Source organism: Alphaproteobacteria bacterium PA2, assembly GCA_002256425.1.
GTDB lineage: Bacteria > Pseudomonadota > Alphaproteobacteria > Caulobacterales > Caulobacteraceae > Phenylobacterium.
Genome location: NKIZ01000001.1, coordinates 1,465,352 through 1,479,132, shown reverse-complemented (window position 1 = coordinate 1,479,132; position 13,781 = coordinate 1,465,352). Strand labels below are relative to the sequence as shown.

Below are 13,781 nucleotides of genomic sequence, written 5' to 3'. Positions count from 1 at the left end.
TTCAACCCGCGACCAGCGCCAGCCACTCGTCCTCGGTCATCACCTGGATGCCAAGTTCGGTGGCGGTCTTCAGCTTCGATCCCGCCCCGGGCCCGGCGACAACCAGATCGGTCTTCTTTGACACAGACCCTGAGACCTTGGCCCCCAGGGCTTCGGCCTGGGCCTTGGCTTCATCCCGGGTCATGCGCTCCAGGGCGCCGGTAAAGACCACGGTCTTTCCAGCCACAGCAGTGTCGGTCTTGGGCGGTTCGGCGTCGAGAATGGTCAGCTCGGCGACCAGGTTCTGGACCACGGCGCGGTTGTGATCTTCGGCGAAATAGGCGGCGGCGGCTTCGATGACTGCGCCGCCAATCTGGTCGAGATTGTCCAGTTCCTCCATGGCCTCCGGGTCGCGGTCGGCCACCTTGTCCATGGCGGCCAGGAAGGCCTGGGCGGTCAGATAACCCCGGGCCATGACCACGGCGGTGGTTTCGCCTATGTGCCTGATGCCCAGGCCAAAGATGAAGCGGTCCAGGGCGATGGTCCGCCGCGCCTCGATACCGGCGGCCAGATTGGCGACGCTGGTCTCGCCATAGCCGTCCGTCCCCTTGAGTTCCTCAAGCTTCTCAGCATCCCGCGCCAGGCGGAATATGTCCGCCGGCTCTCGGATCCAGCCCCGCTCAAAAAAGGCGGTAAGCTGCTTTTCCCCAAGTCCCTCAATGTCATAGGCCCGGCGGGAGACGAAGTGGCGTAGGTGCTCGATCCGCTGGAAGGGACAGGCAAACTCCCCCGAGCAGCGCCGCACAACGGTCTCCGCCCCACCCGCCGTGGTCTCGCGCACCAACGGCGTCTTGAGGGAGCATGGACAATGGGTCGGGAACTCGAAGACCTCGGCGTCGGGCGCCCGCTCGTCCAGCACAACGCTGACAATCTGCGGGATGACGTCCCCTGCCCTCTGCAGGATGACCGTATCGCCAACCCGGATGTCCTTGCGGGCGATCTCGTCGCCATTGTGCAGGGTGGCGTTGACCACCACCACACCGCCCACCGTCACCGGCTGCAGCCGCGCAACGGGTGTCACGGCGCCGGTCCGTCCGACCTGGAGGTCGATGGCCTCGAGCCGGGTCCGCGCCTGCTCGGCTGGGAATTTGCGGGCAATGGCCCAGCGGGGGGTGCGGGTGACGAAGCCCAGCCTTTGCTGCCAGTCCAGCCGGTCGACCTTGTAGACCACGCCGTCAATGTCGAAGGCCAACTTCGGTCGGGCGGCCTCCATCACGGCATAGGCCTCAAGCAGGCCGTCCAGACCAAGGACCCTCTGCGACTGGGGCGTTGTCTGGAACCCCCACGCCTTCAGAAGCCCAAGAGCCTCCGCCTGGGTCTCGGCGAAGGGCGATGAGTGCAGGCCCCAGGCATAGGCGAAGAACCGGAGTGGCCGCTGGGCGGTGATCCTTGAATCGATCTGTCGCAGGGAACCGGCCGCCGCGTTGCGGGGATTGGCGTAGGTCTTCTGTCCCGCAGCTTCCGCCGCTGAATTCAGGGCGGCGAACTCCTCATGGCCCAGATAGACCTCACCACGGATTTCGATGACATCGGGCCAACCCGACCCCGACAGTCGTTTCGGAATGTCATCAATCGTCCTGAGATTCTCGGTGACGTCCTCGCCCACCCGGCCATCGCCCCGGGTAGCCCCCTGAATCAGGACACCTTTTTCATAACGAATTGAAGCTGATAGACCATCAATCTTCGGCTCGGCCGTATAGGCGACCACCTCATCGCCCAGCATTAGGAAGCGTCGGATGCGGGCGTCGAACTCCTGGGCGTCCTCGGTGGAAAAGGCGTTGTCCAGGCTCAGCATGGGCGCCCCATGCTCAACCGGCGAGAACTGCTCGGCCCGGGCCGCGCCCACCTTGAAGCTCGGGGAGTTCTCGCGGATCAGGTGCGGGAAGCGCGCCTCAATGGCCAGGTTCCGCGCCTTCAGGGCGTCATACGCGCCGTCGGAAATCTGCGGCGCATCATCCCTGTGATAGGCGATGTCATGGGCCGCCAGCTGGTCGGCCAGGGCTGTCAGCTCCTCAAGGGCCTGGGCCTCTGAAAGGTCTGCGACCAGCGTATCAGGCATGCATCAGGGCCCGGGCTGCCGCGCGGGCGGCGTCGGTGATCTGGGCGCCGGCAAGCATGCGGGCGATCTCTTCCTCGCGATCCGCCGGGTTCAGGGTCTCGACCCCGGTCCGCAGCTTCTCGCCGTCGCCGGATTTGGATATCCGCCAGTGTGCGTCACCCCGGGCAGCGACCTGCGGACTGTGGGTGACCACCAGGACCTGGGCGTCCGATGCAAGCCTGCGCAGGCGTAGCCCCACGGCGTCGGCGACAGCGCCGCCAACCCCCTGGTCAACCTCGTCAAAGATCATCAAGGGCTGGGGCCCTTCGGCGCGCCCCGCCAGGGCGGCCTTCAAGGCCAAGGCGAAGCGGGCCAGTTCACCGCCAGAGGCTATCGCCCCGAGATCGCCAAAGGGCGCGCCCGGATTGGTGGCGATTTCGAAGGCTATGCGGTCCTGCCCGGCCGGCCCGGCGCGGTCCTCGTCCAGGGTCTCCACGGCAACCCGGAATCTCGCCTTGTCCAGCTTGAGGGGCGCCAGTTCCGACTCCACCGCCACGGCCAGGCGGTCGCCGGCGGCCCGGCGCGAGGCGCTCAGCTTCTCGGCCTGGGCGCGGTAGGCGGCGCGCGCTCTGGCGACTTCGGCGTCTGCCGCCTTGAGGGCGTCTTCACTGGATTCCATGGCCTGAAGCCGCTGGGCGAACCTGACCCGCAGGCCAGGAAGGTCCTCGACAGCGACACTGAGCTTGCGGGCCATGGCCCTGAGCTCAAAAAGCCGTTCCTCAGCCTTTTCAAGGCGATCAGGGCGGAAATCAAAGGCGTCGGCGGCGGCGTCGACAGCAGCCTCCGCCTCCTGGACCTCGCCGAACACCCGGTCCACCGCCGCTGAGGCAGCGGCCAGTCGAACGACCGCCGTCGTCTCTTCGGAGGCGCCGGCCTGAACCGCACGGGCCCGGGCATGCTCCAGGGCGCGAACCGAAGCTGCAAGCTTGGCCGACAGACCTTCAAAGGCTGACTTGGCGGCGTTGATGTCAGTGAGGGCCTTTTCCGAGGCGCCCAGAATGGCCCTTTCCTCAGCCAGTTCGGTCTCTTCTCCGGCCTGGGGCGCAAGGCGGTCCAGTTCCCCCAAACGCAGGGTCAGTTCCTCGGCTTCCTCGGCGGCAGTGGCCACCAACTGGCGGAGTTCGTCGGCCTTGGTCCGCGCTGTCCGCAAGGCCGTCCAGGCCTCGCCGGTCGCACGCACCAGACCACCCAGGGATCCATAGGCGTCCAGCAGGGGGCGATGGGTCTTGGCGTCCAGCAGGCCGACGGTCTCATGCTGGCCATGCACCTCGATCAGGGCGGCGCCCAGTTCCTTCAGCACAGCGACGCTTGTGGCCTGATCATTGACGAAGGCGCGACTGCGCCCGTCCGCAGCCAGAGTCCGCCGCAGGACCAGGTCCTCGTCACGGGCGTAGGTCAGGCCCTTGTCCTCAAGGATATCCCAGACAGGGTGGGCCGGACTGGGTGCGAAAACAGCTGAGACGGCGGCCTGGGCGGACCCACGCCTGACCAGACCCGCATCCGCCCTTGCGCCGGTCGCAAGGCCAAGGGCGTCGAGAATGATCGACTTGCCGGCGCCGGTCTCGCCTGTAAGCGCAGTGAGACCCGGGCCAATGGACAGGTCCAGGGCCTCGATCAGAACGACATCACGGATCCAGAGACCGATCAGCATGTGGGGAAGATCACCCGAAATCGCCTGCGCCGAAAGAGCCTGCGTCTACCGGGATTCACTTTTAGTTCCAAATCGCCCGCGGGCATCCATCTGACGGGCTCAGCGGCCGAAGAAAGGCACGCGGAAACGCTTCTTCGGCTTGGCGGGCTTGATGGCGTTGGCCATGGGCGGCGCCTCGGCAGCGTCGTCGGGGGAAAGGGTCACAGACTTGTCCTTGACGAATGGGAGATGTCCCAGAACGCCCTTGCGGTCCGTCAGGGGCGCTGTCGCCGGGCGAAGGCCCTTGTCCGTCAGCAACCGATAGGCGTCGCGATACCAGCCATCGCCAGGATAGTTATAGCCCAGCACGGCGCCGTTCTTCGTCGCCTCATCCAGCAGCCCCATGGTCATATAGGCCTCGACCATGCGGTAGAGGGCTTCAGGGGTGTGGGTCGTGGTCTGATAGCGGTCAACAACCGTCCTGAACCGACCAACTGCCGCTAGGGTGTCACCGTGGCGAAGGTAATAGCGGCCAATGGTCATTTCCTTGCCGGCAAGCTGGTCATTGACCATGTCGATCTTCAGGCGGGCGTCGGCGGCGTATTCCGACTTGGGATAGCGCTGGACCACATCACGCAGGGCCTCAAGCGCCTGGCCGGTGGCGGCCTGGTCCCGGCCAACGTCGACGATTTCCTCGAAATAGCAGATGGCCTTGAGATAGTGGGCGTAAGCCGCCGCCTGATTGCCGGGATAGAGCGAGATGAACCGGTCCGTGTCGCCGATGGCTTCGGCATAGTTGTCAGCCTGGTAGTGGGCGAAGGCGGTCATCAAGATCGCCCGGCGCGACCACTCCGAATAGGGATGCTGGCGCTCGACCTCGGCGAAATAGTTCACCGCCTGGTTCCACTGCTGTTTGTCCATACGGTCGGCGCCGGTGGCGTAGAGCAGTTCAACCGGGCGCTCTTCGTAGACGAGCTTGTCTTTTTTGGGCTTGCCGGCGCACCCGGCGAGGGCGAGGGCCAGGATCACAGCGACGGTCGCCGACCGAGCCCAGGAATTGCGAAGCAAGGACACCTTCACCTCAGACCATCTTAGCGCGCCCCCGCGCCGAAGGAGTGGTTCTACACCAGGGGACGTAGAGCGCAAACGGGATGGCGCGAATTCGACATTCAACCAGGGCGGAAACAAGGCCGCCTCAGTCCTTCACCGGGGCGATCCGCCCCTCGGCAATACCCAGCAACTCGTTGGCGATAGCCTGTATATCCTTGATTTCATACGGCAGTTTGTCGACAAGGGCGTCATTGAGCGCCCTGGCCATCCTGCTGAGATGCGGGTAGCCGAAAAGTCCCCCGGCGCCGGCCATGCGATGAACTATGTGGACGAATTCCGGGTCCTGCTGAAACCCTGGCTCGGAAAGGGCTCGCTGGACGACATCGAAATCTTCCAGGCACCGCCCGAGGAATCGTTCTCCCAGACTGAGCGTCTCGCCCATCGCCCTGTCCTTCCCGATTTCAACCACTTCGCGCCCTGACAGACATTTCCGGTAAAGCCCCGGTCCAACAGCATTACGTCAGCAAGTTCTAAGGGTTTGGTAACCACGTGGGTGCGACAAACTGTCCACATAATACCGCTGTCTGGGTGCCTCATGCGAAATCGCGCAAAGGTTGTTGTCGCCGATGACGATGACCTGCTTCAAACACTGCTGGATCACAAGCTCAGCTCCGCCGGCTACCGCGTGGAAACCGTGGGTGACGGCCAGGCAGCCCTGGATCGCGCCAGACTGATTTCGCCCCAGGTCATCGTCCTGGACGCCATGATGCCGATCATGGACGGCTTTGAGGCCCTGCGCCGTTTCAAGGCCGATCCGGCGCTGGCCTCCATCCCGGTCATCATGCTGACCGCCATGCGACGGGACACCGACATTGTGACCGCCCTGCAGCTTGGCGCGGCCGACTACCTGTCCAAGCCCTTCAACCCCGACGAACTGATTGCGCGCATGTCCCGCATTGCGCCGCCCTTCCGGGATGCGGCCTGATGAAGTTCGCCTTGATGCTCACGGCGGTCGTTCTGGCCATTGCGACGCCAGCCCTGGCTCAGCCCCAGAAAATCTCCCCGGAATGGCGCGTCTATGTCAGCGCCAGCCAGAGCAAGCTGAACAAGGGTCGGGGTAAGTGGCAGGACGCCGCCCTGGTCGCCGCCTATCGCCAGAACGCCAGCACCTGGCTGTCTGGCGGGATCGAGACCTCCCGGCGTTTCGGCATGCAGGACACTGTCATTTCCGGCCGGATCGCCAGGACCTTCGACAAGGGCGCGACGGCGCAAGTGGCCCTGGCAGGGGCGCCTGGCGCGAAGATCCGCGCCCAAACGGCGATCCAGGTCGGCGCAACCACGGCCCCGATTGTCCACTTCTCACCGGAATGGTCATTGAATCTCGGCCTCCAGGCCACGGCCGCACACTACAAGTCCAACGATGTGGGCTCGTTCCAGCCCTTCGTGGAAGTGAAGTCGGACAAGGGCGCGGAATTCTCGGCCCGGGCGATCGCCTCCTTCGGCGACTTCGGAAAGACCCTCTACGGATACTCACTCCGGGGCCTGACCCCCGTGACAAACCGCATGCGGGTACAGGTGGGCTATGCAGACGCCCCTGAATCCGACAGCGGGATCACGCTCAAGACCCAGGCCTACAGTGGCGGCCTGGCCTTCGACATCAACGACTGGACCTCGGTCCGGCTGGACGCCGCCCATGAAGTCCGCGACCAGTTTGATCGCAATGAGCTGGCTGTCGGTTTGGCCCGCCGGTTCTAGACAATGGGACCTGCGACAGGGCTGTGGATTGCCGCAGGTATTCTGGTCGCCGGGTCCTTTTTGTGCGTTTTTCTGATCATGGCCATTCGCTTGGTCCAGGACGGCTATCAAAAATACCGTCGCAAGGCGCTGTATCACTGCCGCAGACTGCTGCTGCACGTCGTCGCTGACGATCCCGAGGCCCTGGCCCAGCTGCCCAGGGAGGTTAGACGCGCTGACGTCCTCGCCCACGGTCTTCTGGAAATTGCAGCCCTCATCAAGGGCGGCGATCGGGACAAGCTGGTCAATGCCGTCTATGAGGCCGGCGGCTTTGAACCCCTGGTTCGCAAGGCACTTCGCGGATCCCTGGCGCGACGCATGACCTGCCTGGAAGCCGTCGCCTTCTTCCCCTTGAAGACCTGTCGCCCCATCCTGCGCACCGCCATGGCCGACCCACACCCTGACGTCCGGCTCATTGCGGTTGGCGGGCTGATCGAGGCCGGAGCTTCGATCTCGCCAAAGACCCTGATCCGCTCAAGTCTGGACGGGCATCTGCCGGTGTCGCTGCGATTCATGGCCCTGTTGCATCACCTGGTGAAGAACCAGCCGCGGTCAGCCATCGAGACCCTGCATGATGAGCACCTGCCCCTGGCCTATCAGTTGATGCTCTGCGACGCGATCGGCAGCGCCGGTGACTATGAGGCCCTGCCCATACTGTGCCGCAAGGCGACCTCCATGGTGCCGGAACTGCGCGCCATCGCCGTCAACGCCCTGGGCCGGCTGAAGCATCCCGGCGCTGAGTCGGTCATAGACGCTGCCCTGGAAGACACAGACTGGCGGGTCCGCCGGGCGGCTGTGGAAGCCATCGGCCAGGTCAAGTTCAAGCGCCAGTACCAGCATGTGGCCGACCTGCTCGCTGATCCGGTCTGGGCGGTGCGGGCCCAGGCGGTGGCGACCCTGGCGGCGGCCGGTGAGCCCGGGCATTTCGTCCTGAGGCATGTTTCAAAGTTCTCGGACAATGCCGCTGTGCGCGACCTGGCGGCCATCACCCTTGGTGAGAGGCTGGCGGCGTGATCTTCCTCCAGCAGTTCATCCACTTTGTCTCGGTCGCCATAGGCGCGATCCTGGTCCTGTCCGCCGGGCTGCAGAACCTCATCCAGGTCGTACAGCTGGTCCTGGCCGGCCGCGCCATCCGCGCCATGGCCAACAACCGCGAGAACCGTTGGCTCTGGCGGCGTTTTGGCGATTCCGCCCCGCCCATCACCCTGATTGCGCCGGCCTATAACGAGGTCACCAGCGTCGTGGAAAGCGTCCGCTCCCTGCTCAATCTGCAGTATCCGCAGTTTGAGGTGGTGGTGGTCAATGACGGCTCGACGGACGGGACCCTGGCCGCCCTCATCGAGGCCTTCCAGCTTCAGCCAACCCAGCGCGCCTTTGACTATGAAGCCCCCTGCCAACCGGTCCGGGGCCTCTACGCCTCCCTGCACCAGGCCAGGCTGCTGGTGGTGGACAAGGCCAATGGCGGCAAGTCCGACGCCCTGAACGCCGGCATCAATCTGGCGAGATACGACCTGGTCTGCGCCATGGACTCTGACTCCCTCCTCGAGCCCGAGGCCCTGCTGCGCGCCGCCCAGCCCTTTATCGAAGATCCGGATCGGGTGGTCGCCGTGGGCGGTTCCATACGTGTGGTCAATGGCTGCAGGGTCGAACAGGGTCGGGTGCTGGGGGTGAAGCTTCCCCTCAACCCAGTCGCCCTCTTCCAGGTTGGTGAATACTGCCGGGCCTACATGCTGGGCCGACTGGCCTGGGGGCATCTTGAAGCCCTGACCCTGATCTCAGGCGCCTTTGGCCTGTTCCGCCGGGACGCGGCGATTTCCGTGGGCGGCTATACCCACAAGACTGTCGGCGAGGATCTGGAACTGGTGATCAAGCTACATCGCCGTTTCCGGGAGCGGGGCGAACCCTATCGGGTCGTCTTCGCCCCCGATCCCGTCTGCTGGACCCAGGTGCCTGACAGTTTCCGTGACCTTGGCCGGCAGCGGATGCGCTGGCAGCGCGGGGCGATGGAAACCATAACCAAGCATCGCGACATGCTGTTTCGCCCCCGCTATGGCCGGATCGGTTCCCTGGCCATGGGCAATATGCTGATCACCGACGTCATCGGTCCCATCGCCGAGGTCCTCGGCTACATCATTCTGCCAACCTTCGGCCTGCTGGGGGTTCTGTCCTGGTCCTATTTTTCGGCCTTCCTGGCGCTCAGTCTCGGCTTCAACATGGCGATCAGCGTCGCTGGCATCGCCCTGGATGAGACCCAGCAGCACCGGGTCAGCTCCGGCAAGGACGTCTTCCTTCTGCTCTGCGTCGCCGTGGCGGAGAATTTCGGTTACCGCCAGCTCTGCAGCTATTGGCGACTGCGCGGCACCCTGCAGTTCCTCGGCGGCGTCCAGGGCTGGGGTTCCATGACCCGCCAGGGCTTTTCCAAGCCAGCCAAGGCCTGACCCGATCTAGTTCCAGGACAGGCTCTGCGTCCCTGCCGGCATGTTGGCCAGAACCCCTCCGCCGCCGGCCTTCAGCCCATTGCCGCCGGAAGTCCCGGTGATCCGGGCCTTGGGCATGTAGATTTCGAGGTTATGGAGGTCACGGGGAGCCTCGACGGTCAGGGTCCAGCCCTTTCCGCTTTGCACAACATCGACCCGTGCGTCGTCCCTGGCGCGCCACCAGGCGCCGAAGGTCGAAGGGGTGGCGAACCAGGCGCGATCACGCCACTTGGCGATCAGCTTCTTCTCGAAAGCGAGCTTTTCCCCGGTGATGTCAGGATGCAGCAGGACGACGGCCAGACCACGGCGCCTGGATATCTGTTCCAGGACCACATTGATGGTCTCGAACCTCAATCCCAGGCCAGGCCGGGCTTCATCTTCAATGGTCACCGGAAACTCGTAGACCGGCTCCAGGGCAAAATTGGAACGCCCCTCTGTCAGCTGGAATGGCAGGTGGGTCAGGCAGGAATTGGCGGTGATGGAGGAGTCATAATAGTAGCCCGATGCAGCCAGGGCTTCCGGCAGCCGGAACGGGTTTGCAAGGTGCCCGGCCCGGAAGGCCCGAACCTCAGCGCCGGTCAGATGATCCAGCAGGAATTTCGAGACCCGCAATTCCCCCAGGATGCTGCCGCCCCGCGCCTCGGTTCTTGAGGTCACAAAGGGTTCATAGTCGGGATAGCGCTCCCGGCCGGTGCCGATATCAAAGGTCTTAAAGGCCCGGGTGTGGGCGACCGTATGGCTGCCGATTTCCATTCCGGCCTTGCGCAACCTGCGTACCCAGGGCGCTGTCTTGTCCGTAAAGAACACGTCGTCATTATAGTCGCGGACATATTTGGTCTGCATGAAGAAGGCGCCCTTCACCCCGCCCTCACTCATGGCGTCAGAGAAGGCCTGCGCATTGGCGACTGACTGCGTGAAGTCGATGTCATGTGTCAGTAGGATACTGAGATCCTTGCCGGGCGGCGCAGGCGCCAGCAGCCAGGGCATGGGCTCACCGCGGACATAGAACCTGGAAAGCCAGTCATAGAGAACATCAAGGCTGGGCTCATAGGCATTGTCATAGGCTATGGCCAAGGCTTCGGCCCGACCATTCATGGCCCTCTGGCTGAGCCCGCCCAGGTCAACACCCAGGGTGCAGGCCTCGCCGACATTCCTGTGACAGATCAGGGCCGGCTCGCCGGATTCAAATCTTGCCACTGCTGCGCCGCTGGTCGCTTCATACTTCAGGACCTGAATCTGGGCCTCGGTTCCAGTGCGACTGATCCGTGCGGTTTCGAGACCGGTTGTCTCTGGACCGGGACCCCAGATCATTGTCTCCGCAAGGCCAGGCTTGGGCGGTCCTGCAATGCCGAAAAGTTCCTGCAGGCCGCCCCCTTCAAAGTCGAAGGTCAGGAGCGATCCTCCTGTGTGGACATGGTCCACAAGGGCGCGGAAGTGGCGGGCCTGCAGCACCCGCCCGGAAATGATGGGGTAGATGAATATGGTCTTGTGGCGCAGGGCGACGTCCGGATCCCTCGTCATCACGAAGGGGATGCCGTGCGCCTTCATACCGCGCACCAGACCCAGCCAGTCGGAATCCGGGTCGGTGACCAGAATGGCCAGCCTGTGTTCAGACCCCTCGGCATAATCACTGATCTGGGCCTTGCGGGCCGGCTGGACCACCGAGGCGCGCAAGGGACCCCAGACTCCGAAGAAGCGATAGACGTGAGCCGGATGCCGGGTTGCAAGACCGATCCCGACCAACAGGATCGCAGCCCCGGCCAGCCAGTACTTCAGGCGTGGGTGACGACGAACGGCACTGAGGAAGCTGAGAAGGTTCACGCCGATATCCAGAGGGGAGTCAGCGGTAGTCTAGCACCAAGGCTCGGGATTCGTGTCCCCGACTAGCCGGCCTGGGCCAGCTCTTCCACTAGGGTGCGGTAGCGCCAGGACTGTGGTGCAGCGGCAAGGGCGCGAACCAGGGCGTTATTGATGCCATGTCCTGCCAAAACGCCTTCGAAACGGCCAATGATCGGCGCGCCCAGAACGAAGAGGTCGCCGATGGCGTCGAGGGCCTTGTGACGGACAAATTCGTCGGGACGCCGCAGACCCTCTGGATTGAGAATGCGGTCGCCTTCAATGACCACTGCATTGTCCATTGAACCACCCCGGGCCAGGCCCATGGCGCGCAGGGCCTCAACCTCATGCAGGAAGCCGAAGGTGCGGCAATCGGCCAGTTCGCGACGGAAGGCCTTCACGCCCATGGGCATGTCCACCCGCTGGCGGCCGATGGCGGCCGAGGCGAAGGCGATTTCGAAAGCCACTTCAAACTGGTCTGAGGGCTCAAGACGGGCTGACTTGTCGCCATCAACCACTTCAATAGGGGCCAGGATCTCGATGAACCGGCGCGGCGCCTCCTGGGCCCGGCGACCGACAATGTCGAGTATGTGGGTGAACGGCAGGGCCGATCCATCCATGATCGGCATTTCAGGACCATCGATCTCGACGATCGCATTGTCGATCTCGGTCATGACCAGGGCGGCCATCAGATGCTCGATGGTCGACAGGGTCACGCCGGCGTCGTTGGTGATGACTGTGCCCAACTGGGTCTTGCAGACCGCCTCGGCCGAAACCGCGATGCGGTTATCGCGATCGGTCACATCAGTGCGGACGAAAACAATCCCGGTATCCGCCGGGGCCGGACGGACCGATACCCGGGTGTGCGCGCCCGTGTGAACGCCGATGCCCGCGAACAGGGCGGGACCTTGCAGGGTGTGCTGAAACGCCGATGGGGTCACGGGAAAGCCCTTTCAGATCCGCAGGCCTTTTCGGACCTGTCCACGAGCCGGAATATGGTTTCTGCCGCACCGCAGCAAGACAAGTCCTGTTTCCAAATGTTTCGACGTGAAGCGGGGCGAAACTGTTTTTTAATCAGGGCTTTGTGGAGTTAACGCCAGGGCCAAATGAAAACGGCTGGAGCAGGCTCCAGCCGTCTCATGACAGACGATCTTTCTGAAATCAGTTTGCGAGGCGACGCAGGAAGGAAGGGATTTCCAGATCTTCCTGGCTCTCGGCCTGGCCTTGCGGCGCGGCGGACTCGACCGGCAGGGCCGAACCGCGGGCAGGAGCCCGGGGTGCAGCGGCCGCAGGGGCGTCATAGCGGGGCCGACTGCCGAACAGGCTCAGGAACCCACCCGACTTCTGGGGCCGGCGGTCCTCAAAGACGGCCTCGCCGAACAGAGGCTCGTCTTCTTCCTCATCGGCGACCATGGGATCAACGATCCGGCCAATCGGCGCGGGCTCGACATAGGTCTGGGCTGCCGGCGTGATCAACGGACGCTGGGGCGCAACGGGTTCGGGCGCGGCATAGAGATCAGCCTGGGCTTCCTCCACGGGCGGTGGCGACACCGTCGCGGCGGGGCGCACATATTCCTGCTGGACCTGGGGCGCCGGCGCTGGGGGCGGCGTATAGGAGGCAGGCTCATAGGTCCTGGTCGTCTGCGCCGCCGGGGTCGCATAGATCGACCGGACGGGCTCCACCGGTTGGGCCGGAGCCTGGGTTACTTCCGGTGCGCGCAGGGGCGGCGCCTGCAGGGGGCGGCGCTCCATCTTGGGCTCAATGGCGGCGATCGAGGCGCCGTCCATGCCGGTGGCGACCACGGAAACCCGGATCATGCCTTCCAGCGTGGGGTCGAAGGCCGCGCCGAAGATGATATTGCCTTCAGGGTCGACCTGTTCGGAGATGGCGTTGGCCGCTTCGTCGACTTCCAGCAGGGTCATGTCGAGGCCGCCGGTCACATTGACCAGAACCGCCTTCGCGCCCTTCAGGGAGACTTCGTCCAGAAGCGGGTTCTGGATGGCGTTCTGGGCCGCCATCAGGGCGCGGTCTTCACCCGAAGCCTCACCGGTGCCCATCATGGCCTTGCCCATTTCGGTCATGACCGAACGGACGTCAGCAAAGTCGAGGTTGATCAGGCCCGGCAGCACCATCAGGTCAGTGATGGAGCGGACGCCCGAATGCAGGACCTGGTCGGCCATGCCGAAGGCCTCGGCGAAGGTGGTCCGCTCATTGGCGACCCGGAACAGGTTCTGGTTCGGAATGACGATCAGGGTGTCTACATAGCGCTGCAGCTCGCTGATCCCAGCATCGGCCAGACGCATGCGGTGACGGCCTTCGAAGTGGAAGGGCTTGGTCACGACGCCAACAGTGAGGATGCCCCGCTCACGGGCGCACTTGGCGATGATCGGCGCAGCACCTGTGCCAGTACCGCCACCCATGCCGGCGGTGATGAAGACCATGTGGGCGCCGTCCAGGTGCTCACCGATCTCGGGAATGGATTCCTCGGCAGCGCTCATGCCGACTTCAGGATGAGCCCCGGCCCCGAGGCCCTGGGTCACCTGAACGCCGAGCTGGATGCGCCGGTCGGTCTTGGAGAAGGAGAGTTGCTGAGCGTCGGTATTGGCGACGACGAACTCGACGCCCTCCAACCCGGCTTCGATCATGTTGTTGACCGCGTTGCCGCCCGCTCCGCCGATGCCGAACACAACAATGCGTGGCTTCAACTCGGTGGCTCGCGGTGCAGAAAGTGCAATAGCCATAGGACCTCTCGCGTGCTCCGTCTTACTTCCAAAGACCCCCAGCGACCCGCCCGCTAGGCGTCTGCGACGGACGGCTTAAGGAAGCGCCCACCATCGTTAATTGGAGGTTAACTGC

At 64.2% G+C, this 13,781-nt stretch carries 11 protein-coding genes; 4 read left to right on the top strand and 7 right to left on the bottom strand.

All coding sequences use genetic code 11. The features are described from left to right. Position 1: 1 nt before the first annotated feature. The 4 genes from CFE28_07140 to CFE28_07125 form a co-directional block, all read right to left on the bottom strand. The gene (locus CFE28_07140; GenBank protein OYU69799.1) at positions 2-2,098 is read right to left on the bottom strand and encodes a DNA ligase (NAD(+)) LigA; all 2,097 of its coding nucleotides are present in this window, start codon (positions 2,096-2,098) and stop codon (positions 2-4) included. After that, positions 2,091-3,788, bottom strand: coding sequence for a DNA repair protein RecN (gene recN, locus CFE28_07135; GenBank protein ID OYU69798.1), 1,698 nt, complete (start codon positions 3,786-3,788; stop codon positions 2,091-2,093). The genes CFE28_07140 and recN overlap by 8 nt, the downstream gene beginning before the upstream one ends. Before the next feature lie 99 nt (positions 3,789-3,887). Further along, entirely contained in the window at positions 3,888-4,835 is a 948-nt protein-coding gene (locus CFE28_07130; protein ID OYU69797.1) for an outer membrane protein assembly factor BamD, read from the bottom strand. A 127-nt stretch (positions 4,836-4,962) separates the two neighbouring features. After that, positions 4,963-5,286, bottom strand: coding sequence for a hypothetical protein (locus CFE28_07125; protein ID OYU69796.1), 324 nt, complete (start codon positions 5,284-5,286; stop codon positions 4,963-4,965). Between the two features lie 126 nt (positions 5,287-5,412). Here CFE28_07125 and CFE28_07120 point away from each other — a divergent pair, with 126 nt between their 5' ends. From CFE28_07120 to CFE28_07105, 4 genes are all read left to right on the top strand, one after another. Then, complete coding sequence (locus CFE28_07120; protein ID OYU69795.1) at positions 5,413-5,802, top strand: response regulator; 390 nt, start codon at positions 5,413-5,415, stop codon at positions 5,800-5,802. After that, the gene (locus CFE28_07115) at positions 5,802-6,572 is read left to right on the top strand and encodes a hypothetical protein (GenBank protein OYU69794.1); all 771 of its coding nucleotides are present in this window, start codon (positions 5,802-5,804) and stop codon (positions 6,570-6,572) included. Before CFE28_07120 ends, CFE28_07115 begins: the two co-directional genes overlap by 1 nt. A gap of 3 nt (positions 6,573-6,575) precedes the next feature. Then, positions 6,576-7,625: a hypothetical protein gene (locus CFE28_07110; GenBank protein ID OYU69793.1), complete on the top strand. Its 1,050-nt coding sequence runs from the start codon at positions 6,576-6,578 to the stop codon at positions 7,623-7,625. Positions 7,626-7,750: 125 nt separating this feature from the next. Continuing rightward, positions 7,751-9,049, top strand: a complete 1,299-nt coding sequence (locus CFE28_07105; protein OYU71597.1) for a glycosyl transferase — start codon at positions 7,751-7,753, stop codon at positions 9,047-9,049. Between the two features lie 6 nt (positions 9,050-9,055). On the opposite strand, the gene CFE28_07100 is transcribed toward CFE28_07105, so the two are convergent. The 3 genes from CFE28_07100 to CFE28_07090 form a co-directional block, all read right to left on the bottom strand. Next, a complete protein-coding gene (locus tag CFE28_07100) occupies positions 9,056-10,831 on the bottom strand; it encodes a hypothetical protein (GenBank protein ID OYU69792.1) in 1,776 nt (591 codons plus the stop codon). Between the two features lie 140 nt (positions 10,832-10,971). Beyond that, positions 10,972-11,865 carry a UDP-3-O-[3-hydroxymyristoyl] N-acetylglucosamine deacetylase gene (locus tag CFE28_07095; protein OYU69791.1) on the bottom strand — a complete coding sequence of 298 codons (894 nt, stop codon included), beginning with the start codon at positions 11,863-11,865 and terminating at the stop codon, positions 10,972-10,974. Between the two features lie 220 nt (positions 11,866-12,085). Next, positions 12,086-13,666 carry a cell division protein FtsZ gene (locus tag CFE28_07090; GenBank protein ID OYU69790.1) on the bottom strand — a complete coding sequence of 527 codons (1,581 nt, stop codon included), beginning with the start codon at positions 13,664-13,666 and terminating at the stop codon, positions 12,086-12,088. Positions 13,667-13,781 lie beyond the last annotated feature (115 nt).

What these genes read in the sequence shown, in the direction of transcription:
- CFE28_07140 (OYU69799.1), bottom strand. Translation starts at nt 2,098, where the DNA reads ATGCCTGATACGCTGGTCGCAGACCTTTCAGAGGCCCAGGCCCTTGAG.
- recN (OYU69798.1), bottom strand. Translation starts at nt 3,788, where the DNA reads ATGCTGATCGGTCTCTGGATCCGTGATGTCGTTCTGATCGAGGCCCTG.
- CFE28_07110 (OYU69793.1), top strand. Translation starts at nt 6,576, where the DNA reads ATGGGACCTGCGACAGGGCTGTGGATTGCCGCAGGTATTCTGGTCGCC.
- CFE28_07105 (OYU71597.1), top strand. Translation starts at nt 7,751, where the DNA reads ATGGCCAACAACCGCGAGAACCGTTGGCTCTGGCGGCGTTTTGGCGAT.
- CFE28_07090 (OYU69790.1), bottom strand. Translation starts at nt 13,666, where the DNA reads ATGGCTATTGCACTTTCTGCACCGCGAGCCACCGAGTTGAAGCCACGC.
- CFE28_07120 (OYU69795.1), top strand. Translation starts at nt 5,413, where the DNA reads ATGCGAAATCGCGCAAAGGTTGTTGTCGCCGATGACGATGACCTGCTT.
- CFE28_07115 (OYU69794.1), top strand. Translation starts at nt 5,802, where the DNA reads ATGAAGTTCGCCTTGATGCTCACGGCGGTCGTTCTGGCCATTGCGACG.